25 protein-coding genes are annotated in these 23,574 nt (G+C 59.8%); 11 read left to right on the forward strand and 14 right to left on the reverse strand.

What is annotated here, in order from left to right; all coding sequences use genetic code 11:
• The first annotated feature begins 486 nt into the window (after positions 1–486).
• Positions 487–780 (forward strand): fructose-bisphosphate aldolase, encoded by a 294-nt coding sequence (locus FBY04_RS11870; RefSeq protein WP_145315309.1) that lies wholly within the window; start codon positions 487–489, stop codon positions 778–780.
• Between the two features lie 340 nt (positions 781–1,120).
• Here FBY04_RS11870 and FBY04_RS33175 read toward each other — a convergent pair whose 3' ends face one another.
• The 7 genes from FBY04_RS33175 to FBY04_RS11905 all read right to left on the reverse strand — a co-directional run bounded on the left by FBY04_RS33175 (position 1,121) and on the right by FBY04_RS11905 (position 8,124).
• Complete coding sequence (locus tag FBY04_RS33175; protein WP_178118276.1) at positions 1,121–1,564, reverse strand: hypothetical protein; 444 nt, start codon at positions 1,562–1,564, stop codon at positions 1,121–1,123.
• Positions 1,565–1,737: 173 nt separating this feature from the next.
• Positions 1,738–2,184, reverse strand: a complete 447-nt coding sequence (locus tag FBY04_RS11880; RefSeq protein WP_145315311.1) for an NUDIX hydrolase — start codon at positions 2,182–2,184, stop codon at positions 1,738–1,740.
• 235 nt (positions 2,185–2,419) lie between these two features.
• Positions 2,420–2,659 (reverse strand): hypothetical protein, encoded by a 240-nt coding sequence (locus FBY04_RS11885; protein ID WP_145315312.1) that lies wholly within the window; start codon positions 2,657–2,659, stop codon positions 2,420–2,422.
• Positions 2,660–2,705: 46 nt separating this feature from the next.
• Entirely contained in the window at positions 2,706–3,254 is a 549-nt protein-coding gene (locus FBY04_RS11890) for a cupin domain-containing protein (protein WP_007946335.1), read from the reverse strand.
• Positions 3,255–3,787: 533 nt separating this feature from the next.
• Positions 3,788–5,071: an FAD-binding oxidoreductase gene (locus tag FBY04_RS11895; protein WP_084322851.1), complete on the reverse strand. Its 1,284-nt coding sequence runs from the start codon at positions 5,069–5,071 to the stop codon at positions 3,788–3,790.
• A 52-nt stretch (positions 5,072–5,123) separates the two neighbouring features.
• Positions 5,124–6,614 (reverse strand): aldehyde dehydrogenase, encoded by a 1,491-nt coding sequence (locus FBY04_RS11900; RefSeq protein ID WP_084322850.1) that lies wholly within the window; start codon positions 6,612–6,614, stop codon positions 5,124–5,126.
• A 133-nt stretch (positions 6,615–6,747) separates the two neighbouring features.
• Positions 6,748–8,124, reverse strand: coding sequence for a glutamine synthetase family protein (locus FBY04_RS11905; protein WP_084322849.1), 1,377 nt, complete (start codon positions 8,122–8,124; stop codon positions 6,748–6,750).
• A gap of 280 nt (positions 8,125–8,404) precedes the next feature.
• Here FBY04_RS11905 and FBY04_RS11910 point away from each other — a divergent pair, with 280 nt between their 5' ends.
• The 5 genes from FBY04_RS11910 to FBY04_RS11935 all read left to right on the forward strand — a co-directional run bounded on the left by FBY04_RS11910 (position 8,405) and on the right by FBY04_RS11935 (position 13,721).
• Entirely contained in the window at positions 8,405–9,166 is a 762-nt protein-coding gene (locus FBY04_RS11910) for a gamma-glutamyl-gamma-aminobutyrate hydrolase family protein (protein ID WP_084322848.1), read from the forward strand.
• A 347-nt stretch (positions 9,167–9,513) separates the two neighbouring features.
• Complete coding sequence (locus FBY04_RS11920) at positions 9,514–10,656, forward strand: ABC transporter ATP-binding protein (RefSeq protein WP_017338191.1); 1,143 nt, start codon at positions 9,514–9,516, stop codon at positions 10,654–10,656.
• Between the two features lie 29 nt (positions 10,657–10,685).
• Positions 10,686–11,567 carry an ABC transporter permease subunit gene (locus FBY04_RS11925; protein WP_162491080.1) on the forward strand — a complete coding sequence of 294 codons (882 nt, stop codon included), beginning with the start codon at positions 10,686–10,688 and terminating at the stop codon, positions 11,565–11,567.
• Complete coding sequence (locus FBY04_RS11930) at positions 11,564–12,448, forward strand: ABC transporter permease subunit (RefSeq protein WP_084322847.1); 885 nt, start codon at positions 11,564–11,566, stop codon at positions 12,446–12,448. The genes FBY04_RS11925 and FBY04_RS11930 overlap by 4 nt, the downstream gene beginning before the upstream one ends.
• Positions 12,449–12,623: 175 nt before the next feature.
• Entirely contained in the window at positions 12,624–13,721 is a 1,098-nt protein-coding gene (locus tag FBY04_RS11935; protein WP_145315313.1) for a polyamine ABC transporter substrate-binding protein, read from the forward strand.
• A gap of 239 nt (positions 13,722–13,960) precedes the next feature.
• On the opposite strand, the gene thpR is transcribed toward FBY04_RS11935, so the two are convergent.
• Positions 13,961–14,500, reverse strand: coding sequence for an RNA 2',3'-cyclic phosphodiesterase (gene thpR, locus FBY04_RS11940; RefSeq protein WP_145315314.1), 540 nt, complete (start codon positions 14,498–14,500; stop codon positions 13,961–13,963).
• 60 nt (positions 14,501–14,560) lie between these two features.
• On the opposite strand from thpR, the gene FBY04_RS11945 reads away from it, so the two are divergent.
• Positions 14,561–14,755: a hypothetical protein gene (locus FBY04_RS11945; protein ID WP_084322844.1), complete on the forward strand. Its 195-nt coding sequence runs from the start codon at positions 14,561–14,563 to the stop codon at positions 14,753–14,755.
• A gap of 15 nt (positions 14,756–14,770) precedes the next feature.
• Here the strand turns inward: FBY04_RS11945 and FBY04_RS11950 are convergent, their stop codons facing one another.
• Together FBY04_RS11950 and FBY04_RS11955 are read right to left on the reverse strand one after the other, a co-directional pair.
• Complete coding sequence (locus tag FBY04_RS11950; RefSeq protein WP_084322843.1) at positions 14,771–15,124, reverse strand: DUF1428 domain-containing protein; 354 nt, start codon at positions 15,122–15,124, stop codon at positions 14,771–14,773.
• Positions 15,125–15,140: 16 nt separating this feature from the next.
• The gene (locus FBY04_RS11955; protein WP_145315315.1) at positions 15,141–16,208 is read right to left on the reverse strand and encodes a hypothetical protein; all 1,068 of its coding nucleotides are present in this window, start codon (positions 16,206–16,208) and stop codon (positions 15,141–15,143) included.
• A gap of 437 nt (positions 16,209–16,645) precedes the next feature.
• Here FBY04_RS11955 and FBY04_RS11960 point away from each other — a divergent pair, with 437 nt between their 5' ends.
• Positions 16,646–16,906 (forward strand): hypothetical protein, encoded by a 261-nt coding sequence (locus FBY04_RS11960; RefSeq protein WP_084322841.1) that lies wholly within the window; start codon positions 16,646–16,648, stop codon positions 16,904–16,906.
• A 9-nt stretch (positions 16,907–16,915) separates the two neighbouring features.
• Here the strand turns inward: FBY04_RS11960 and FBY04_RS11965 are convergent, their stop codons facing one another.
• Positions 16,916–17,122, reverse strand: a complete 207-nt coding sequence (locus tag FBY04_RS11965; RefSeq protein ID WP_145315316.1) for a hypothetical protein — start codon at positions 17,120–17,122, stop codon at positions 16,916–16,918.
• A 21-nt stretch (positions 17,123–17,143) separates the two neighbouring features.
• On the reverse strand, positions 17,144–18,034 hold the full coding sequence (locus FBY04_RS11970; protein ID WP_084322839.1) for a LysR family transcriptional regulator: 891 nt from the start codon (positions 18,032–18,034) through the stop codon (positions 17,144–17,146).
• A gap of 135 nt (positions 18,035–18,169) precedes the next feature.
• Here FBY04_RS11970 and FBY04_RS11975 point away from each other — a divergent pair, with 135 nt between their 5' ends.
• Positions 18,170–19,576: an MFS transporter gene (locus tag FBY04_RS11975; RefSeq protein WP_145315317.1), complete on the forward strand. Its 1,407-nt coding sequence runs from the start codon at positions 18,170–18,172 to the stop codon at positions 19,574–19,576.
• 124 nt (positions 19,577–19,700) lie between these two features.
• Here the strand turns inward: FBY04_RS11975 and FBY04_RS11980 are convergent, their stop codons facing one another.
• Positions 19,701–20,150, reverse strand: a complete 450-nt coding sequence (locus FBY04_RS11980) for a cupin domain-containing protein (RefSeq protein ID WP_084322837.1) — start codon at positions 20,148–20,150, stop codon at positions 19,701–19,703.
• Positions 20,151–20,325: 175 nt separating this feature from the next.
• On the reverse strand, positions 20,326–20,715 hold the full coding sequence (locus FBY04_RS11985) for a DUF1801 domain-containing protein (protein ID WP_145315318.1): 390 nt from the start codon (positions 20,713–20,715) through the stop codon (positions 20,326–20,328).
• 207 nt (positions 20,716–20,922) lie between these two features.
• Here FBY04_RS11985 and FBY04_RS11990 point away from each other — a divergent pair, with 207 nt between their 5' ends.
• A complete protein-coding gene (locus FBY04_RS11990) occupies positions 20,923–22,299 on the forward strand; it encodes a pyridoxal-phosphate dependent enzyme (RefSeq protein ID WP_084322835.1) in 1,377 nt (458 codons plus the stop codon).
• Positions 22,296–23,474, forward strand: coding sequence for a cystathionine gamma-synthase (locus FBY04_RS11995; protein ID WP_145315319.1), 1,179 nt, complete (start codon positions 22,296–22,298; stop codon positions 23,472–23,474). The genes FBY04_RS11990 and FBY04_RS11995 overlap by 4 nt, the downstream gene beginning before the upstream one ends.
• Positions 23,475–23,574: the final 100 nt, after the last annotated feature.

Raw genomic sequence — 23,574 nt, forward strand, 5'->3', positions numbered from 1 at the left:
AACCGCACGATTTGAAACGACAAAGCCCCGAGGATTCGGGGCTTTGTCGTTTCTGGCTGGATAGCTTGAATGATCAGCCGCCACTCAATCCGTGTAGGAGCTGCCGAAGGCTGCGATCTTTCAATCTTCAGCTCCGAAAAACTCGTAGGAATTCACCCTTTGTGGTGAGGGTATTTATCCCCATTGGGACGCGAAGCGGCACCAAAACCTGCCCCCTATTTCCCAAGGCGCTCCACACGGCCCGAATCACCGCGACAAGCCCGAAAACAGTGGCATTCAGCCTTGCCACAACAAACGCCCAACAGTCCTACAGCCCGGTTGTGAGCGCCAAAATCGCAGCCTATAGTTTCCCCGTCGCTGCCATTGTCGGTGACCGGGATTCGCAGCCCAAAAGAGAAGACACCGAAGACCGCCAGACGCGCGCAGCCGACCTCCGTCGGCAAACGAGTAATGGCGATTGTGATTCATCTTTTTAGGACTACATCCATGACAACCCAACACCCGCCACGCCGCTTCACCCCCATGTCCCAATTCGCCACCGACTACCCCGTCCTCCTCATCGACAGCGACGCCCCACTCCGCGAATTGCACAACGTCGTCAGCGAACGCCTCAACGCCGTCCTCAAGTATCTCAACCTCATGGCCTGCACCAGCCTGCCGGACTACGCCGAAAACGACATCAACACCGTCACCAACATCGCCCGGATTTTGGTTCAGGACGTGAGCGATGTGTTTGGGGTGATTGAGCAGCGTGGGTTTGAGACATCCAAAGGTCAGTGACCAAATTTCATTCAAAAAAACCCGCGTTGACGCGTTTTTTGTTACCTCGTAACTCCTTATCCGCGGTTGTCCGGGACTTAACCCTGGCCTGTACTCAGTTAGCATCTACAAGGGGTTACCAGTAAAAAAGGTGGCCGACCATTTTCCAAGTAGATCGGCCACCTTTTTAGTCACCTTCTTTCACACGCTATACAGCATGAATAGAGCACTTACCTGTTTTTTTGACAGCCTCCTCAAATAGCTTTCCATCACGGAACTTTTCTGCAAAGTGATGTCGATATGATGGCGCACAGATGTAAAAAATTCGGGATCAATCAGCGTCAGGCTGCTTCCTGACAAATCATGGATGCCAATGATGAGAGCCATTCTTTTGATTTTGTTGATGTTCAGTGGGTACACCTATGCCAACTGCGAAAACATCAAAGATGATGACCAGCGTGCCTATTGCAGGGCCCAGCAAAGTGGTAGTGGTTGCGACAACATCAAAAACGACGACATGAGAAATGCTTGCAAAGGGGAAACAACCGGTAGCGGATGCAATAACATCCGCGACAATGATCAACGTAACTTGTGCGAAGCCAAACAGAGCGGCAGTGGTTGCGATAACATCAAAAACGACGACATGAGAAATGCTTGCAAAGGGGAAACAACCGGTAGCGGGTGCAATAACATCCGCGACGATGATCAACGTAATTTGTGCGAAGCCAAACAGAGTGGCCATGGTTGCGAAAACATCCGTAATGACGATATGCGCAATCAGTGCAGAACCCTTACGCAATGACATAGTGGCTTTAAACCAGCCTGCCAAATTTTATTAAGAGCCTTTAAGCGTATGATAAAAATACGATGCCTAATCGAAATTTTTTGCGACTTACATAATTACTATCATCACGCACACCCCTGACCTTCCTGAAAACAACCTGTCACTGTTTCACCCTATATGACTGAATGACGGGATTAGTCTCGTAACGCGACTTTCTTCAATAACTCAGAGAGCCCATCAGGCACCAATGGCTTTTCCTCAGTAAAGCTAGCACAAGGAAGCCACTTGGCGATAAAGGCCGCACCATCGCTTTCTTGAGCATTCAAGTGCGACAACTCATAGACACTGGCATCCACAAACTTCGCGTCATACACCTGCACGATTTCGTGCCCTGGTGTGCCGTTATACGTAAATAGGCTTTCAAGCGTGCCGAGCAAGCGAACATCAGTAATGGGCAAACCGAGTTCTTCCCGTACTTCTCGCGTAACAGCCTGGGCACTGGTTTCGCCAAATTCGATTCCACCACCGATAGGACGGAAAAACGGCTTTTCAGTGATGGGGTCGCGAGCTTCGTTGACCAGTATCTTGCCATCGTGATGGAAGATGCAGAGTGCGAGGGGGCGGATGCGGGGTGTGGTCATGAGGTGAAGCCCATTTACTTGGCAGAGTGTGTACCGGTCACGATGCTAATCAATGTCTGCGGCCGGGTTTCCAGAAATAGTGAGAGAACACGGACACAGGACACGCGAAAACAATAAACAAAATTCCAACCGAGCCCCAATGCGGCAACTCTCTCAAAAACCCGACTTTATCAATGACCGGAAAACTGAGAACGGTCCCAATCGAAGCCCCGACGACAATCCCTACCCTCGAACCCTATACACTCGTGTATCGCTCCTCTTCGCCGAACTCAATCCGTTTCAACCTCGGCGCCAGGTAACACACGCCGAAAATGCAAAAGACCACGAAAGAGGCAAGTCCCACCGCCTTGAGATACGCGTCATCCACACCAAAAATTTGCTTCAGCCCCGCCATCAATATCACGGAGTAAAAACCTGAACTGGCAAAGACCATCAGCCATGCACAGAGGTAGTAGCGAAACGTTCGGGCATCCATACGCACACGATCCATTAGGGGGTACAGCGTTCAAGCCCCGGAGAAATCAGAAGTTCGCCGGGGTGTTGGCGCTGATGATTTCTGCTTCGTCCTGGCCGATGTTGCGGAACTTGTGCGGCAAGGTCGTCGGGAAGTAGTAGCCATCCCCAGCGTTAAGCACACTAATCTGCCCATCCACCGTCAGTTCCACAGTGCCACGGGTCACAAGCCCACACTCCTCGCCTTCAGAATGCACAATCGGCTCTTCCCCCGAACTCGCGCCCGGCGCGTATTGCTCGCGCAGCAAACGCATTTGCCGGCTCGGCACCGAAGCGCCAATCAACAGCAACCGCAACCCATGACGCCCTAGATCTGGCTGTTCGTTGGCGCGGAACACGTATTGATGCTCGCGTGGCGGTTGGTCGAAGGTGAAGAAGTCCGCCAAAGACATGGGGATGCCTTCGAGCAGTTTTTTCAGGGAGCTGACGGAGGGACTGACGCGATTCTGTTCGATCAGGGAGATGGTGGCATTGGTGACGCCGCTACGCCGGGCCAGCTCGCGCTGGGAGAGTTTGTAGCTTTCGCGTACTAATTTGAGTCGTGAGCCCGTGTCCATGACAGCCTTATGCGAGGAAAACTTAAGGGTTATGGGGGTGGATGGCGGGCGACTTTTGGCCGCGAAAGTACCGCTTCCCTGTCCCGTAATTGTGAAAGGCGGGTATTAAATCACGTTTGTGGGTGTTGCTGTAGAAGCAGGCTTGCTGGCGATGGCGGTGTATCAGCCAAGGCAATTGTTGGCTGAACGGGCGCCATCGCCAGCAAGCCGGCTCCTACAGGTGGTGGTGTGTCAGGTGGCATTGATGGTGGTTGTTATGGCCTCTTCGCGAGCAAGCCCGCTCCCACAGTTTGGTTCGGGTTGGTCACAGGTTTTGTGTACACCCTAAATCTACTGTAGGAACTGAGCTTGCTGGCAATGGCGGTGTGTCAGCCAAGGCAATTGTTGGCTGAACGGGCGCCATCGCCAGCAAGCCGGCTCCTACAGGTGGTGGTGTGTCAGGTGGCATTGGTGGTGGTTGGCTTGACCCCTTCGCGAGCAAGCCCGCTCCCACAGTTAATCAATGTTTATCCCCCCCATTATCTACACCAGGGTTAGATGCCGAATCGGTCGCGCAGCGCGTAGTACGCGGCGCCCATGGCGGTGAGCGGGGCCTGGAAGGTGCGGCCGCCGAGCATGGGCATGTGCGGCAAGGATGCGAAAGCATCGAAACGTTCGGCGTCGCCGCGGATCATTTCCGAGATCAGTTTGCCGGCCAGGTGCGAGCAGGTGACGCCGTGGCCGCTGTAGCCTTGCATGTAGTAGGCGTTTTTCTCGATGCGACCGAATTGCGGCATGCGCGACATGGTCAGCAGGAAGTTGCCGGTCCAGCGGTAGTCGATCTTCACGTCCTTCAGTTGCGGGAAGGTCTTGAGAATTTTCGGCTTGATCAGTTGCTCGATGTCGTCCGGTTCACGGGCGCCGTAGACCACGCCACCGCCGTACAGCAGGCGGTTGTCGGCGGTGAGGCGGTAGTAGTCGAGCAAGTAGTTGCAGTCTTCGACGCAGTAGTTGTTTTTGATCAGGCTGCGCGCAACCTTCTCCGACAACGGTTCGGTGACGACGATTTGCGAGCCGCACGGCATGCTTTTGGCGGTCACACGATTGTCGAGGCCCTGCGGCAGGTAAGCGTTGCCGGCGATCAACAGGTATTTGGCGCGGACCAGGCCTTTGGCGGTGCGCACGGTAATCGGTTCGCCGTAGGTGATTTCCACCGCTGCCGATTGTTCGTAGATTTTGCCGCCCAGGCCGATGATGGCCGAGGCTTCGCCGAGGGCCAGGTTCAGCGGGTGGATATGGCCGCCCTGCATGTCGAGCAGGCCGCCAACGTAGTTGTCGCAACCGACTTCGCGCTTGATGTCGGCGGCGTCGAGCAGGGTCAGGTTTTTGTTGCCGTAGCGTTCCCAGCTGTTTTTCTGCTCGGCCAGGCCTTTGAGTTGTTTTTTGTTCAGTGCAGCGAAGATGCCGCCCGGCTTGTAGTCGCACTGAATGTCGTAGTGTTGTATGCGCTGACGGATGATGTCGGCGCCTTCGAAAATCATGCTGCCGAGGACTTCGGCGGTCTTGTCGCCGTAGCGTTCTTCGATGACATCGACGTCGCGACTGTAGGAGTTGACCAGTTGGCCACCGTTGCGACCGCTGGCACCGAACCCGACTTTGGCGGCCTCGAGCACGGTCACGCTGTAGCCGGCTTCGGCGAGGAACAGCGCCGAGGACAGACCGGTGTAGCCGGCGCCGATCACGCAGACGTCGCAGTCCACCGCTTGTTCCAGCACAGGGAAATCGCCGGTGAAGTTGCGGGTTGCGGCGTAGTAACTGTTTACATGAGTCTGTTTCATAGGTTTCTCCGATGGCCGCTGGCATGTGCCGGCGGCCGCCGTTGTAGAAGTGTTAGAGCTTGATCCAGGTCGCTTTGAGTTCGGTGTATTTGTCGAACGCGTGCAGCGATTTGTCCCGACCGTTACCCGACTGCTTGTACCCGCCGAACGGCGCGGTCATGTCACCGCCATCGTACTGGTTGACCCAGACGCTGCCGGCGCGCAAGCCGCGGGCGAAGGTGTGGGCCTTGCTCAGGTTGCTGGTCCAGACGCCGGCGGCCAGGCCGAAGATGCTGTCGTTGGCGATGGCCAGGGCTTCTTCAGCGGTGTCGAAGGTGATCAGCGAGAGCACCGGGCCGAAGATTTCTTCACGGGCGATGGTCATGGCGTTGGTCACGCCGTCGAAAATCGCCGGCTCCACGTACAGGCCGCCGGTGGCTTCGAGGGTGCGACTGCCGCCCGCGATCAGTTGCGCGCCCTGGTCTTTGCCGACCTGGATGTAGCGCAGCACGTTGTCCAGTTGACGCTGATCGACGACCGCACCGACGGTGGTTTGCGGATCGAGGGCGTGCCCCGGTTTCCAGGCTTGCAGCGCTTCCACCAACAACGGAATGAACTGCTCGCGAATCGAACGCTCCACCAGCAATCGCGAACCGGCGGTGCAGACTTCGCCTTGATTGAAGGCGATGCCGCTGGCCGCCGCTTGTGCTGCCGCGCGCAGATCCGGCGCATCGGCGAACACCACGTTCGGACTCTTCCCCCCTGCTTCGAGCCAGACGCGTTTCATGTTGCTTTGGCCGGCGTAGATCATCAGCTGCTTGGCAATCGCGGTCGAGCCGGTGAAGGCCAGCACGTCGACGTCCATGTGCAACGCCAGCGCCTTGCCGACGGTGTGGCCGTAGCCCGGCAGGACGTTGAACACGCCTTTCGGGATACCGGCGTCCAGTGCCAACTGCGCGATGCGGATCGCGGTCAGTGGCGACTTTTCCGAGGGCTTCAAGATGAACGAGTTGCCCGCTGCGAGCGCCGGGGCGAACTTCCAGCTGGCCATGATCAGCGGGAAATTCCACGGCACGATGGCGGCAACAACACCGGCAGGTTCGCGGGTGATGAGGCCGAGTTGGTCGTGTGGCGTGGCGGCGACTTCGTCGTAGATCTTGTCGATGGCTTCGGCGGTCCAGCGGATCGCGTTGGCGGTCGCCGGGATGTCGATGTTCATCGAGTCGTTGATCGGCTTGCCCATGTCGAGGGTTTCGAGCAGGGCGAGTTCTTCCTGGTTGGCCAGAATCAGGTCGGCGAAGCGGATCAGGATGCGCTTGCGCTCGGCCGGAGCGAGGTTGGCCCAGATGCCGGAGTCGAAGGTTCTACGCGCGACGGCGACGGCTTCGTTGGCGTCGGCTTCGTCGGTGCTGGCGACGTTGGCCAGGAATCGGCCGTCGACCGGGCTGACACATTCGAAGGTGTCACCGCTGAGGGCGGCGCGGTATTGGCCATCGATGAAGGCACGGCCTTCGATGGTTAGGGACTGGAAGCGTTGTTCCCAGTCGCTGCGAGTGTTTGTCATGGTTGTGACTCGACGCAGAGGAATGTTGGGTGGCCTTGGGCATTTGTGGTGGCTGAGCGGCCGCCATCGCCGGCGAGCCGGCTCCTACAGAGTTTTGTGTCGTGCACGAGAGGTGTGGACGACGCAGATCTCGTCAAACGGTGTGCAGGTACCAGTTGTACTCAAGGTCCGAGATGGAGTTCTCGAACTCGGCCAGCTCGCTTTCCTTGCAGGCCACGAACACGTCGATGTACAGCGGGTCGATGTACTTGGCCATGACTTCGCTGTCGTCCAGCTCGCGCAGTGCATCGCGCAGGTTGTTCGGCAGGCTCTGCTCGTTTTGCTCGTAGCTGTTGCCTTCGACCGGAGCACCCGGTTCGATCTGGTTGGTCAGGCCGTGATGGATACCGGCCAGCACCGAAGCCATTAGCAAGTACGGGTTGGCATCCGCACCGGCAACGCGGTGTTCGATGCGCACTGAGTCCGCTGAACCGGTCGGCACACGTACCGCGACGGTACGGTTGTCGATGCCCCAGCTCGGCGAGTTCGGTACATAGAACTGCGCGCCGAAACGACGGTACGAGTTGACGTTCGGGCAGAGGAACGCCATCTGCGCCGGCAGGGTCTCGAGCACACCGCCGATCGCGTGTCGCAGCGCGGCGTTCTGCTCGGGATCCTCGCTGGCGAAGATGTTGTTGCCCTGCTTGTCGAGAATCGAAATGTGCACGTGCAAACCGTTGCCCGCCTGGCCCGGATACGGCTTGGCCATAAACGTGGTGTCCATCTCGTGGTCGTAGGCGATGTTTTTCACCAGACGCTTGAGCAACACCGCGTAGTCGCAGGCCTTGATCGGGTCATTGACGTGATGCAGGTTCACTTCGAATTGCGCCGGGGCGCTTTCCTTGACGATGGCGTCGGCAGGAATACCCTGCTCTTTCGCGCCTTCGAGGATGTCTTGCAGGCAATCGACGTATTCGTCCAGGTCGTCGATCAAATACACCTGGGTCGACACAGGACGCTTGCCCGATACCGGCGAACGCGGCGACTGCGGACGACCGTTCACGTTGTCCTGGTCGATCAGGTAGAACTCCAGCTCGAACGCCGCGCAGATAGTCAGGCCGAGTTCGTCGAATTTGCGCACCACGTTGGCCAGCACTTCACGCGGGTCAGCGAAGAAAGGCTCGCCTTCCAGTTCGTGCATGGTCATCAGCAACTGAGCGGTTGGGCGCTTCTGCCACGGCTCGATGCTCAGGGTGCCAGGGATGGGGAAGCAGATCCGGTCGGAGTCGCCGATGTCCAGACCCAGGCCGGTGCTTTCCACCGTAGAGCCGTTGATGTCGAGGGCAAACAGAGACGCCGGGAGGTTGATGCCTTTTTCGTAAACCTTATGAAGACTGGTGCGCTCGATGCGCTTGCCGCGCACCACACCGTTCATATCCGCAATCAGAAGGTCGACGTACAAAACCTCAGGATATTTCTTAAGGAATGCGTTTGCTTCGTTGAGTTGAACGGCACGCAGAGGGACCGACATGATGCACCTATTAGCTGTTAATTATTATGTTCGCTACCTTGTTGCGAGCCCAGTCAACCCGAACGGCAAAGTGAAGTCAATAGCGAACACTCAGCCTCTCATCCTTTATTTTCGGGGCTTTTTTGGGCACGAGAGTGCCAGATGAGCCTTGGACGCCGCGCAAAGACTAGCGATCGGACGTGTGGCGTTTAGAATTTTTTACATGAGAGTTGTTAATTAAAATCAACAAGGCTAAGCTCCGGAAAAGCTCGTTCAAGTGTGAAACTTCGAGGTGATAAAAATGGCATTCAAGCCATTGATCGGTGTTACTGCGTGCATCAAACAGATTGGCCCGCACCCCTACCACATCAGCGGCGACAAGTACTTGCGTGCTGTCAGCGTCGCGGCTCTGGGGCTGCCTGTGGTCATTCCTTCCTTAGGCGAACTGACCGAAATCGAGGATGTGCTCGCGCACCTCGACGGTCTGTTGCTGACCGGCTCGCCGTCGAATGTGGAGCCTTTCCACTATCAAGGCCCGGCCAGCGCCCCCGGCACGGATCACGATCCGGCGCGAGACGCCACGACCCTTCCTTTATTGCGTGCGGCCATTGCGGCGGGCGTTCCTGTGCTCGGCATCTGCCGCGGCTTTCAGGAAATGAACGTGGCGTTCGGCGGCAGCCTGCACCAGAAGGTGCATGAACTGCCGGGCATGCTCGATCATCGCGAAGCGGACAGCCCCGAGCTGGCGGTGCAATACGCCCCGGCGCATGCGGTAACGGTGCGACCGGGTGGCGTGTTCGAAGCGCTGGAGCTGCCGGCCGAATTCATGGTCAATTCGATTCACAGCCAGGGCATCGATCGCCTGGCGCCCGGCCTGCGTGCCGAAGCGATTGCGCCAGACGGTCTGATCGAGGCGATCTCGGTGGACCACAGCCCGACCTTCGCCGTCGGCGTGCAATGGCACCCGGAATGGCAGGTGCTTTCGAATCCGCCCTATTTGAGAATTTTCCAGGCGTTCGGCGATGCCTGCCGGCGACGGGCCGCGCTGCGTAAAACCCGCTGACCCAAAACACCCATTTACTGCCCCCGCGAGTTTGGCGGGCGTGCCTTTGCGCGTCCGTGGCTCGCGACAACAACACACTGCAATAACAACAAGTACGACCCAGGCAGCCAGGACGGCGGCGCCGAATAAGCCCGAGCGGTATGGATGAAGCAATTGATCCAAACGCAAATCCCTGTGGGAGCGGGCTTGCTCGCGAAGACAGCGTGTCAGTCGACATCATTGTTGCCTGATACACCGCTTTCGCGGGCAAGCCCGCTCCCACAGGGGATCACTGCACCCCGGGCTTGCAATCCACTCTTAAGTCAGGCCGCGTTGGCCCGACGACTGAAACCTGTTGGGAGTTTCACATGGCAAACGCCTCCAGCATTTACAGGAAGGCTCTTGAAGGTCACCCGTCACCGAAAAAGGTGCTGGTGAAAGTCGACCGCGTCACCAAGAAATTCGACGAAACCACCGCAGTGGACGATGTTTCGCTTGAGATTCATCAAGGGGAAATCTTCGCCCTGCTCGGCGGTTCCGGTTCCGGCAAATCGACGCTGCTGCGCATGCTCGCCGGCTTCGAGCGCCCGACCGAAGGGCGGATTCTGCTCGATGGCGTGGACATCACCGACATGCCGCCCTACGAACGGCCGATCAACATGATGTTCCAGTCGTACGCCCTGTTCCCGCACATGACCGTGGCGCAGAACATTGCGTTCGGCCTCAAGCAGGACCGTTTGCCCGCCAGTGAAATCGACGCCCGCGTAGAAGAAATGCTGCGCCTGGTGCACATGACCCAATACGCCAAACGCAAACCCCATCAGTTGTCCGGCGGTCAGCGTCAACGTGTGGCCCTCGCCCGCTCCCTGGCCAAGCGTCCGAAGCTGTTGCTGCTCGACGAACCGATGGGCGCGCTGGATAAAAAGCTGCGTTCGCAAATGCAACTTGAACTGGTGGAAATCATCGAGCGCGTCGGCGTGACCTGCGTTATGGTGACCCACGATCAGGAAGAGGCCATGACCATGGCCCAGCGCATCGCGATCATGCACCTGGGCTGGATCGCCCAGATCGGCAGCCCGGTCGACATCTATGAAGCCCCCGTCAGCCGCATGGTTTGCGAATTCATCGGCAACGTGAACGCCTTCGAAGGCACGGTCGTGGAAGACCTTGAAGGTCACGCGATCATTCACAGCAAGGATCTGGAACAGAAGATCTACGTCGGTCACGGCGTCAGCACTTCGGTGCAGGACAAGTCGATCACCTACGCGATCCGTCCGGAGAAAATGCTGGTCAGCACCACCCAGCCCGAAAGCCGCTACAACTGGTCCCAGGGCAAGGTGCATGACATCGCCTACCTCGGCGGACACTCGGTGTTCTACGTCGAACTGCCTGGCGGCAAAGTCGTGCAGTCGTTCATGGCCAACGCCGAACGCCGTGGCGCGCGTCCGACTTGGGACGACAAGGTCTACGTGTGGTGGGAAGACGACAGCGGCGTGGTACTGCGCTCATGAAAACACTCAATCAGCAGTTCATGCGGCTGATGCCGAGTGGTCGAAAGCTCGTCATCGGGATTCCATTCCTGTGGCTGTGCCTGTTTTTCCTGTTGCCGTTCTTCCTGGTGATGAAGATCAGCTTCTCGGAAGCGGCGCTGGCCATTCCTCCTTACTCCGAGATCTATACCTTCGCCGAACAGAAATTCCAGCTGTTCCTGAATGTCGGTAACTACCTGCTGCTGACCGAGGATGAGCTGTACATCTCGGCCTACTTCGGCTCGTTGAAGGTCGCGTTTTTCAGCACGCTGATGTGCCTGGTGATCGGCTTCCCGATGGCCTACGCGATCACCAAAGCGAGCAAGGAAGCGCAAAACGTCTTGCTGCTGTTGATCATGATGCCGACCTGGACCGCGATCCTGATCCGCGTTTATGCGTGGATGGGCATCCTCAGCAACAACGGTTTGCTCAACGCGTTTTTGATGTGGACCGGGCTGACCGATCACCCGATCGAGATCCTCAATACCAACACAGCCGTGTACATCGGCGTGGTTTATGCCTACCTGCCGTTCATGGTGTTGCCGTTGTACGCCAACCTGGTCAAGCACGATCAAAGCTTGCTGGAAGCGGGTTCTGACCTGGGTTCGAGCAACTTCAACAACTTCTGGAAAATCACCGTGCCGCTGGCCAAGAACGGGATCATCGCCGGTTGCATGCTGGTGTTCATTCCGGTGGTCGGTGAGTTCGTGATTCCGGAACTGCTGGGCGGCCCGGAAACCCTGATGATTGGCCGTGTGCTGTGGCAAGAGTTCTTCAACAACCGCGACTGGCCGGTGGCATCTGCCCTGGCGGTGGTGATGCTGTTGATCCTGATTGTGCCGATTCTGCTGTTCAACCGCAGCCAGGCCAAAGAGATGGAGGCACGGGGATGAAACGCTTCGGATTTTCAAAGTTCATGCTGGTATTCGGCCTGTCGTTTATCTACTTGCCGATGCTGATTCTGGTGATCTACTCGTTCAACGCTTCCAAGCTGGTCACCGTTTGGGGTGGCTGGTCGTTCAAGTGGTACGCCGGGTTGCTCGATAACACGCAACTGATGGGCTCGGTGGTGCGCTCGCTGGAAATCGCCTGCTACACCGCGATTGCGGCGGTGGCGCTGGGGACGCTCGCGGCGTTTGTGCTGACTCGCGTGACGCGTTTCAAGGGTCGTACGCTGTTCGGTGGTCTGGTGACCGCGCCGTTGGTGATGCCGGAAGTGATCACCGGGCTGTCGCTGTTGCTGCTGTTCGTGGCCATGGCGCAGCTGATCGGCTGGCCGATGGAGCGTGGCATCGTCACCATCTGGATTGCCCACACCACGTTCTGCGCGGCGTATGTGGCGGTGGTGGTGTCGGCGCGTTTGCGTGAGCTGGACCTGTCCATCGAAGAAGCGGCCATGGACCTCGGGGCGAAGCCGTTCAAGGTGTTTTTCCTGATCACCATTCCGATGATCGCGCCGTCGCTGGCGGCCGGCGGCATGATGTCGTTTGCCCTGTCGCTGGATGATCTGGTGTTGGCGAGCTTCGTGTCCGGCCCGGGTTCGACGACCCTGCCGATGGAAGTGTTCTCGGCGGTGCGTCTGGGGGTGAAGCCTGAGATCAACGCCGTGGCCAGCCTGATTCTGCTCGCCGTTTCGATCGTGACCTTCATGGTCTGGTACTTCAGCCGCCGCGCCGAAGCCACCCGTAAACGGGCGATCCAGGAAGCGATGGACCAGACCGCCAGCGAATCCTGGCAACAGCCGAAAAAGCAGGTGGTAGAAGCGACGGCGTAACACCGCCCCCTCACCTGTAGGAGCGAGCTTGCTCGCGATGGACTTCAACGATAACGCGGGCTGTCTGATTGAACGCGGCGTCCTCAGGTTTTTCGCGAGCAAGCTCGCTCCTACAAGTAACGTGCAAGCTTTCTTGCTGTGTGATTTTGAATAAAAAGAGAATGGAGTTGTACCGATGAAAATGTTTGGCAGGACTCTGCTGACACTGTCCTTAATGGGCGCAATGGCCACCGGCGCCCAGGCCAATGACAAGGTACTGCGCGTCTACAACTGGTCGGATTACATCGCCCCGGACACCGTCAAGAAGTTCGAAGACGAGACCGGCATCCGCGTGACCTACGATGTGTTCGACAGCAATGAAACCCTTGAAGCACGCCTGCTCGCGGGCAAATCCGGCTACGACATCGTCGTGCCGTCCAACAGCTTTTTGGCCAAGCAGATCAAGGCTGGCGTCTACCAGGAACTGGACAAGTCGAAGCTGTCGAACTGGAAAAACCTCAACCCGGTCCTGCTGAAAAACGCCTCTGCCAGCGATCCGGATAACGGTCACGCCTTCCCGTACATGTGGGGCTCGATCGGTATTGGTTTCAACCCGCAGAAGGTCAAGGAAGTGCTTGGCGCCAACGCCCCGACCCACTCCTGGGATTTGCTGTTCAAACCGGAAAACGCGGAAAAACTGAAAGCCTGCGGCATCAGTTTCCTCGATTCGCCGACCGAGATGCTGCCCGCGGCCCTGCACTATCTGGGCTACCCGGTGAACTCCCAGGACAAGGCGCAGATCGCCGAAGCGGAAGCGCTGTTCATGAAGATCCGGCCGTCGGTGGCGTACTTCCATTCGTCGAAGTACATCTCCGACCTGGCCAATGGCAACATCTGCGTGGCGGTCGGTTATTCCGGCGACGTGCTGCAAGCCAAGGCCCGCGCGCAGGAAGCGGGCGACAAGGTGAAGATCGACTACAGCATTCCGAAAGAAGGCGCCGGCAGTTTCTACGACATGGTCGCGATCCCGCGGGATGCGGCGAACGTCGAGAACGCCTACCTGTTCATGAACTTCCTGATGCGTGCGGACATCATTGCCGAAATCACCAACAACATCGGCTACAGCAACGCCAACGCAGCGGCGACGCCATTGGTGGATGAGGCGATCCGCAATGATCCGGGGTCGTATCCGCCTCTGGCCGTGATGGCGACGTTGTATGCGATTCCGGACATGCCGATCGGGATTCAGCGGGTGATGACCCGTGGCTGGACGCGGGTGAAGCTCGGGAAATAGTCGCTGAATCCGAAATCGCCATCGCCGGCAAGCCAGCTCCTACAGGGTATGCGTCGCGCCGCAGATCATTGTAGGAGCCGGCTTGCTGGCGATGAGGCCATAACCTTCAACATAGATGCTGGCCACTTACCGTTTTCCGTTCACGCAGCGCCTTACCACCGCTGCACTCCTCTCTGACGAACGGCCTCACCTGGCTTCCTCGGTTAAGGTGAGTTTGGCGCCCTCCTCGGGCGCTTTTTTTATGCCGGAACCAGCGGCCATTCGGCCAGCGCCCGATAGCGGCCCTTGTGCGATTCGAACAAAGCAAATCGGTCTGCCCGCAGAAAAAACTCCGGCGGCGTCGCCGATTCAGGCACCGGCGCCCGATAGTCGCGCATCAACGTCAGGTGCGGCCGGAATTCCTTCGACGCCTCGTCAAAGCCGAACGGCAACATCGCCTGCTCCAGCGCATACACCAGCCGCAACAACTCCGGCGGCGCCTGCTCCGGCGCGAGGATCAGCACCCCTGCCCTGCGCCAGACATCCAGCCGATCCAGTGCCACCCGCAACACCACACCCGGCACACGAACCTTCGCCACCGCCACGCAGATCTCGGCAATCTGCGCTACACCCACCGAGCCCAGAAACAGCAATGTCAGATGAAAATTTTCCGCCGGCACCGGGCGCCCATTGCGCAATTGCAGCGCGCTGCGCCATTGGGCGATGGCCTTGCGTTGCTCGGGCGGGCAACCCAATGCAAAAAACAGCCGTTTGACCGGCTCCGGGGTTTCGTCGCTCACGCCTGGCACCTCCTGACACGCACGTTATAGTTGAACCAACCGAATCGACGGGAGGGCCCCATGCGAGAGATCATCAGCAAAGAGCCATGGTGGGCCACGCCACCGCAACCGGGTCAGGATGAGTCAGAGCTGGAATGGGGCTGGCTGGTTCACTATAGCGAAGGTGAGCCGCGTTTCGAGTTCGTCAGGGAGCGACCGACGGACAGCGAGATCCGTAATCGAAAAAGTTGCAGGATCACCCCGGCGCCGGAGTGATCCTGCGGTTGAGGCTCACGCTTTCACGATCATTTCAAAACCACCGAACACCAGACGCTGCCCGTCGAACGGCATCGGATTGACGTCCGGCTGCATGCGCGGATCGTTCATGAGTTTTTCCATCCCGGCGTCGCGGGTCGCCTTGTCCGGCCAGACGATCCAGGAAAACACGACGGTTTCGTCTTCCTTGAGTTTCACCGCCATCGGAAACGAAGTCACCTTGCCGTCGGGCACGTCGTCCCCCCAGCATTCGGCGAGGCTCAGCGCGCCGCTTTCCTTGAAAATGGCCGCAGCGGTTTCGGCGTGTTTTTTGAATTTTTCGCGGTTGGCCGTGGGTACGGCTGCGAGGAAGCCATCAACGTAGGACATGGTCGTTCTCCTTGGGTTATGGGGCGATCTGCGGGTTAGTCGGTTCGGACGGACTCCAATCGACAGCGTCGCTGCCCGAACTGACCGACGGTATTTCGGCACTCCCCGCCAGATTGCCCTCAATCTGCCCTGCCATGTACAACGTGCCCGCCATCACACCGGTGGTTGGGTTCTGCACCATTTTTATCCAGGCCTTGTCGAACGTGTTGCCCAGACTGCTGCGAATCAGTGCCTCACTGTCCGGTCGGTCGTTGGCCTGGATCAGCGCGCGAATCCCCGCCACGCCCAGCGTAATCAAGCCTCCGGCGAGTTTGCCCACCGCTGCGGACACCGCGCTGGCGGCACCGCGCGGGGCCATTTCGGCTTCCATCCTTTTGCTGGCGCGCTTGGCCACGGGCGCCATGGCGGTGTCGGTCGAATCAACCCCCTTGCTACCGCCGGCCTTGTGAATCTTGTCGATCAGCGCTGCGTACGCCGGCAGGGTATTGAGCGGCTGGGTGTGCACGACCTGGTACAGCGAAGCGTCCCGTGCGGGCGGCGGCCCGAGGGCGATGGCCGGGATTTTCTGGATACGGCCATTGAGCTGGGCCATTGGAACGCCGTGGCGTTGGGAGATTTTTTGCAGTTCTTCCTGAAGAATATCCACGTAGAACGCCGTGGCCAGACCGAGGATCTGCTCGGGATCAATCTCTACCGCGGCCGGCGCCAGCACACGCTTCTGGTATTGCTCCAGCAGATAGGCTGCCAGGCGCTTGGACGAAGCTTCCTGCTCGCCTTGGGCACTGAGGGAGTACCAGCTGACCTTCATCGACAGCCATTCCTGGGTCCAGTAGCTACTGAACCAGGGAATGAAGTTTTCTTCGGTCAGTTGATAGACCCGGGTTCGCCAGTAATCCATGGCGCCGCGCGAGTAGATTCTTGCCTGTTCGGTAGCGGACTGGGACGCGGCGACGATGTCCCGATCCACCTGCTGCCAGGTGATCGGGGAAATGATCACCGGCGGCGCTGGCGCCGGCGCACGCGCAGGCGTGACGCATCCCGCCAACACCAGCAGCACGGCGACGATCAGCGAACGCAGGTTCAAGATCGCATGTCCTACGGTCTTCCCCCGAACAGGATATCCGGGGGTTAAAGCACCCTGATTTGAGTATAGGCGGCAGTGGGTGCCTGCTCTGGGGTTGATGGTGTTCTCATGGGCCTCTTCGCGAGCAAGCCCGCTCCCACAGGGGACCAGCGTCGCTCACGAATCTTCGTTACACCACACAACACTGTGGGAGCGGGCTTGCTCGCGAAGAGGCCTGAATGAACACCACAAAACCCGACCATCACTCACATCGATATTCACCATCGCCGTGAATGCCTTCCGCTCATGAACCGTCAGCGTAGGATCAACTTCAACCCGACACAAAACCCCGAACCGGAGGGGCAAATCATGTTGATCCATCTGCTGACCTGCCTGGCCCTGACAGCCTTCACGCTGACCGTTTTTTCGTGGTACGTCCTGACCGAGGAGCACACATCATGATCCACACCGTCACCCTCGCCGTGAGCTTTCCGGTGTTCGGCAACAACTACTACTCGCAGCAGGTCGTCTCGCGCAAAGTGCTGTCGCTGGTGTTCGACAAGAATTTCGAAGCGCTGCTGATGCCAGCCGCCGCCAACCACTTCAGCAACGAAGTGGTCGGGCTCAACGATCAGTTCCGCTTTTTGAATGATGTGCTGGCCGAACACCTGCTGGATGCCGAACTGGCTCAGCACTCGTCTCGGTCGTTCACTTTTTGAGGTCACCCGTCAACGCCAGTCAGTGACATACGCCGGCGCAACCCTACCGGCGTCCTCCGGCACCGGTGGCAGCGGTGGCAGCGGTGCCGACTTGATCGGCAACACACCCGCCCAGATCGGCAAATCCAGATCAGCGTCTGCGTCCTTCGGCCCGCCCGTGCGGATCTTGCAGGAAAACTCGTTCATCAAGACACGCAACACCGTGGTCGCGGCCATTTCCTGCGCGTTGCCGCGACGTTATTGCGCGCAGACCTCACGAACACACCCTCGTAGCCAGCGATGCACCGGATCGGCATCCAGCCGTGGATGCCACAGCATCGCTACAGTGAACTCCGGCAAGGAAAGCGGCAGCGCAAAGCTGTGCATGCCCGCCCGCAGGTTTTCGGTGTGGCGCTCAGGAACGGTAGCGATCAGGTCAGTGGCGCGGGCGAGCGCCAACGCAGTCGAGAAACCGGCAACGGTGGTCACGACTTGCCGTTCCAGTTGCAGCGTCGCCAGCGCTTCATCGACAGGCCCCTTGTCGAGCCCACGCCGCGAGACGCTGATATGGCCGCCTGCCGCAAAACGCTCCGGAGTGATCTCGCCCTGGTTCAGCGGGTGATCCGTTCGCACCACCCCGATAAAACGGTCGCGGAACAAACCCTGCGTACGCAGCTCAGGCCCGGCGGCACTCCCCACCACACCGGTTTCCAGATCAACGGTCCCGTCACGCAGCGACGTGCTGTCCTTGTCAGGTTTGTGCATGAAGCGCAGACGCACGCCGGGGGCTTGTTCGGCGAGGCGTGCAATGAGCGGCGCGCCGAAGTTCTCCACAAAACCTTCGCTGGTGCGCAATGTGAACGTGCGGACCACTTGCTTCAGGTCTGGCTGCTGCGCCGGACGCAACACTGCTTCGGCGTCCTGCACCAACTGGCTGACCCGCTCTCGCAGTTCCAGCGCCCGCGGCGTGGCGACAAGCCCGCGCCCGGCCCTGACCAGCAGCGGGTCGCCTGTGGTTTCTCGCAACCTTGCCAACGCCCGACTCATCGCTGAAGGGCTCAACCGCAAGCGTTTGGCCGCCCGCGCCACGCTGCCCTCGGCGAGCAGCACATCGAGGGTGACCAGCAGATTGAAATCGGGATTGGACATGGATCGCCCCGCGGCAAAGTGAGATGGCGTTGAACGCACGAGTACAGTGCAAACCGTGCGCCTTCCGCCATGTTAGGCGCCGGCGTAGATTTCCGATAGCTCCGCTTCGGGAGTGGCCAGATCAAGAGAGACAGAATGAAGCCGACTATTGCCCTCGTAGACAGCGCACCACAGACCCCTTCCGTACGCTGGGCGCTGATCAGCCTGTCGCTGTCGATGCTGCTGTCGTCGCTCGGCACCAGCATCGCCAACGTGGGGTTGCCGACGCTGGCGCAGGTGTTCAACGCGACGTTCCAGGAAGTGCAGTGGATCGTCATTGCTTATCTGCTGGCGATCACCACCCTGATCGTCAGCGTCGGTCGGCTCGGTGACCTGATCGGGCGTCGCCGGCTGCTGCTTGGCGGCATCGGTGTGTTCACCGTGGCCTCGGCGCTGTGCGCTTGTGCACCGACACTGGGGATGTTGATTGGCGCCCGGGCACTGCAAGGGCTCGGCGCGGCGATCATGATGGCGCTGACCATGGCCTTCGTTGGCGAGACGGTCGCGAAGAACAAAACCGGGAGTGCCATGGGTTTGCTCGGGACGATGTCGGCGATTGGCACCGCGATGGGACCGTCGCTCGGCGGTTTGCTGATTGCCGGATTCGGCTGGCGGGCGCTCTTCCTTGTCACCGTGCCCTTGGGCCTGATGACGTTAGTGCTCGCGCATCTCTATCTGCCCGCCGACCGCCAGAAGCCAGCAACCGGGGGGGGCCGTTTCGATGCGTGGGGCACGCTGGTGTTAGCGCTGACGTTGGCGGCGTATGCGCTGGCCATGACCCTCGGTCGCGGCCATTTCGGGCTGTTCAATATGGGGTTGCTGCTGGCGGCGGGGGGCGGTGTCGGGCTCTTCGCGTTCATCGAGACACGAGTTGCCTCGCCGTTGATTCGACTGCCGATGTTTCGCAACCCGGTGCTGAGCGCCAGCCTGACGATGAGCACGCTGGTGGCGACAGTGATGATGGCGACGCTGGTGGTCGGGCCGTTTTATCTGGCCCACGGGCTTGGGTTGAAGGCGGTTGTGGTGGGAATAGTGCTCGCGGTCGGGCCGTGTGTCGCGGCGCTGACGGGTGTGCCCGCCGGCCGGATCGCCGACCGTTTCGGCGCACAACGGATGACGGTCGCCGGGCTGATCGCGATGGCCATCGGTTGCCTCACGTTGTCGGTGTTGCCGCTGACAGTCGGCATCGGCGGCTACGTTGCGCCGATGGTGGTCATCACACTCGGCTATGCCGTGTTTCAGACAGCCAACAACATCACAGTCATGTCGGATGTTGCGCCAGACCAGCGCGGTGTTGTCTCGGGCATGCTCAACCTGTCGCGCAATCTCGGGCTCATCACCGGAGCCTCCGCGTTGGGCGCCGTGTTCGCCTTCGCCTCGCAGGCGGTGGACGTCACCCTGGCGCAGCCCGAAGCGGTTGCCCACGGGATGCGGGTCACCTTCGCGGTCGCGCTGGGGCTGATCGTTGCTGCGCTGGGCGTCGTGCTAGCCGCCAAGCGTTGAAACCCTTTAGGAGCCGGCTTGCTGCGGGCGGAGTTCCGATGATGGTGTGTCAGTCGACATCGACTCAGCTGACACACCATCGCCAGCAAGCCGGCTCCTACAGGGGATTTGCGGTGCTTTTGACTTACTGTTTGATCACAACCAGCGGTTCGCCTTTCTTCACGATATACGTCGCCAGTTCGGAGCTGGTTTTTGTCCCGATGTTCTTCGCGATATGCGCGACGCCAGCCGGGATGTACAGCGAGTCACCGGCCTTCAGCGTGACCGGTGGCTGCCCTTCCAGTTGATATTCGAACGTGCCGTCGATGACATAAGCCACTTCCACACCGGGATGGGAGTGGTTGGGCGACGAGACACCCGGATCGATATCAACCCGCACCTGGATCACTTCGCGACCGTCGATGTCGAGATCCTTTTTCAGCAGATCGGTGCGATGAATCCCTGTCTGCCAGCTTTTTGCTGGGGCCTTCACTTCTTCGGCCTGAGACACGCCGGAGAACGCGGCGAGCGCGGCAGTGGTGACAACAGCGACACCGAGCATTTTGACGGTGTGACGAGCATTGATGCGGAACATGGCGTTTCTCCGGTTATACCGTTGTGGTGCCCTCATTAGGCCGCCGCCGTGTATCCCGTACGTGTCGCGGATGGCATGGATTTGTAAGCGAAGATAGCTGTGGGCGCGGCAGATACGCAGGGATACAAACAGTCCCCCGCCCCACATTGCAGGCCCGACGCTGCTACTGGTTGCGTTACGGCGACTGTGTGTTGAGCACCACCGCCGCACGAATGAGCGCCTGCAGCGCCTTCTCGTCAATCGCTTCGCCCTCATGCACATCAATGGCCCGTCGGGTGTTGCCCTCAAGGCTGGCGTTGAACAGGCCTGCAGGGTCTTCCAGCGAAGCGCCTTTGGCGAAGGTCATTTTCACCACCGCTTTGTAGGTTTCGCCGGTGCAAATGATCCCGGCATGCGACCACACCGGCACGCCTCGCCACTTCCATTCCTCGACCACGTCGGGGTCTGCCTGTTTGATGATCGCCCGGACGCGCGCGAGCGTCTCGCCCCGCCAGTCACCCAATTCCTTGATTCGTGTGTCGATCAGCGCAGAGGCCGATTCGCCCGCGCTGCTTTCCTGCTTCATGGTGCTCGCTCCTGCGCAATAATCGTCGACTCAGTATTGTCGACTTGCGCAATCTCTCCAGCCGCGACGTGACCGGCTGGCCGCACGAGGTTGCGAGTGAGCCAATCGCGGCCTATGGTCCAAGCGATGCATTGTTGGCGACGGGCGCGCGAGGACGTGCCGCCGGTTGCCGTCCTTCAGTGCGAATACCCGCGAAGAGGTGACAACATGCCGAACGATTCCCGCCCTGCCGTGCTTGAACTGATTGGCAACACACCGCTAGTGCGCGTCAGCCGTTTTGATACCGGCCCGTGCACCCTGTTTCTCAAGCTCGAATCGCAGAACCCCGGCGGCTCGATCAAGGACCGCATCGGCCTGGCGATGATTGACGCCGCCGAGCGCGACGGTCGGCTCAAGCCCGGCGGCACCATCGTCGAAGCCACCGCCGGCAACACCGGGCTCGGCCTGGCGCTGGTCGGCCGCGCCAAGGGTTATCGGGTGGTGTTGGTGGTGCCGGACAAGATGTCCACCGAGAAAGTCCTCCACCTCAAGGCCATGGGCGCCGAAGTGCACATCACCCGCTCCGACGTCGGCAAGGGCCATCCCGATTATTACCAGGACGTTGCGGCGCGGCTGGCGCTGGACATTCCCGACGCATTCTTCGCGGACCAATTCAACAACCCGGCCAACCCGCTCGCCCATGAGTGCAGTACTGCGCCGGAGATCTGGGCGCAGACCCAGCATGACGTGGATGCCATCGTTGTCGGTGTCGGTTCGGCCGGCACGCTGACCGGGTTGACCCGTTTCTTCAAGCGCGTACAGCCGAACCTGACGATGGTGCTGGCCGATCCGGTCGGTTCGGTGATGGCCGAATACAGCCGCAGCGGCACCATGATCACACCCGGTTCGTGGGCGGTGGAAGGCATCGGTGAAGACTTCATTCCGTCGATTGCCGACCTGTCCAGCGTGGGCCATGCCTACTCGATCAGCGACGAGGAAAGCTTCGATCACGCCCGCCAGCTGTTGCGCGCCGAAGGCATTCTCGGCGGCTCTTCGACCGGCACCTTGCTGGCGGCGGCGCTGCGTTATTGCCGCGAGCAAACCGAGCCGAAGCGCGTGGTCAGTTTCGTCTGCGACACCGGCACGCGCTACTTGTCGAAGGTCTACAACGACCAATGGATGAACGATCAAGGGTTGCTCGCACGCAAACCCTATGGCGATCTGCGCGACGTGATCGCACGCCGCTTCGAGGATGGCCGGGTGATCAGCGTCGGCCCGGACGACACTTTGCTCACGGCATTCCAGCGCATGCGCCTGGCGGATGTGTCCCAACTGCCGGTGCTGGTGGATGGAAAGAAACTGGTCGGCGTGATCGACGAATCCGACATTCTGCTGGGCATGCAGGAAGACCCTTCACACTTCCGCTTGACCGTGGCCAGCGCAATGACCGACAAAGTGGAAACACTGCCCGCCAGCGCCAGCATGGCCCAGCTGCAGACAGAACTCGATCGCGGGCTGGTGGCGATCATCGCCGACGCATCGGGCTTCCACGGCCTGATTACCCGCGTCGACCTGCTCAATCATTTGCGGAGATCCCTTGCATGAGTCAACACGATGAAAACGCCGCGCCGCGCGCCTTCGCCACTCGGGTGATCCACGCCGGGCAGACGCCGGACCCGACCACCGGCGCGTTGATGCCGCCGATTTATGCCAACTCCACCTACCTGCAACAGAGCCCCGGTGTGCACAAGGGCTTCGACTACGGCCGTTCGCATAACCCGACGCGCTTTGCCCTGGAACGTTGCGTCGCCGACCTTGAAAGCGGCACCCGGGCCTTCGCGTTCGCCTCCGGGCTGGCGGCGATCTCCACTGTGCTGGAACTGCTCGACGCTGGCTCGCACATTGTCTCCGGCAATGACCTGTATGGCGGCACCTTCCGGCTGTTCGACAAGGTGCGCAAGCGCAGCGCCGGGCATCGCTTCAGTTTCGTCGACCTGACTGACCTGGCAGCCTTCGAAGCGTCCTTGCAGGACGACACGCGGATGGTCTGGGTCGAGACGCCGAGCAACCCGTTGCTGAGCCTCACGGACCTGGCCGCCGTCGCCCGCATCTGCCGCGCACGCGGCATCATTTGCGTGGCCGACAACACCTTTGCCAGCCCGTGGATCCAGCGGCCGCTGGAGCTGGGTTTCGACATCGTGCTGCACTCGACCACCAAATACCTCAACGGCCACTCCGACGTGATCGGCGGTATCGCCGTGGTTGGCCAGAACCCTGAACTGGCGGAACGCCTGGGCTTTTTGCAGAACTCAGTGGGCGCGATCGCCGGACCGTTCGACGCCTTCCTGACCCTGCGCGGCGTGAAGACCCTGGCACTGCGCATGGAACGTCACTGCAGCAACGCGCTGGAACTGGCGCAATGGCTGGAACGTCAGCCGCAGGTAGCGCGCGTCTACTATCCGGGCCTGCCGTCACACCCCCAACATGAATTGGCGAAGCGGCAGATGCGCGGTTTCGGCGGGATGATTTCTGTCGATCTGAAAAGTGATCTGGCCGGCGCCACGCGCTTCCTCGAGAACGTGCGCATCTTCGCCCTGGCCGAGAGCCTGGGCGGCGTGGAAAGCCTGATCGAGCACCCGGCGATCATGACCCACGCCACTATCCCCGCCGACACCCGCGCACAACTGGGGATCGGTGACGGGTTGGTGCGATTGTCGGTGGGGGTTGAGGATGTCGAGGATTTGCGTGCGGACCTGGCTCAGGCGCTGGCGCGGATCTGAACAAACCGAAAGCTCGGTGGCCTGACGCCGAAACCTGTAGGAGCCGGCTTGCTGGCGATGGCGGTGGGGCAATCAGCATTGATGTTGGCTGACCCACCGC

The sequence above is a fragment of the Pseudomonas sp. SJZ080 genome, from assembly GCF_007828295.1.
GTDB lineage: Bacteria > Pseudomonadota > Gammaproteobacteria > Pseudomonadales > Pseudomonadaceae > Aquipseudomonas > Aquipseudomonas migulae_A.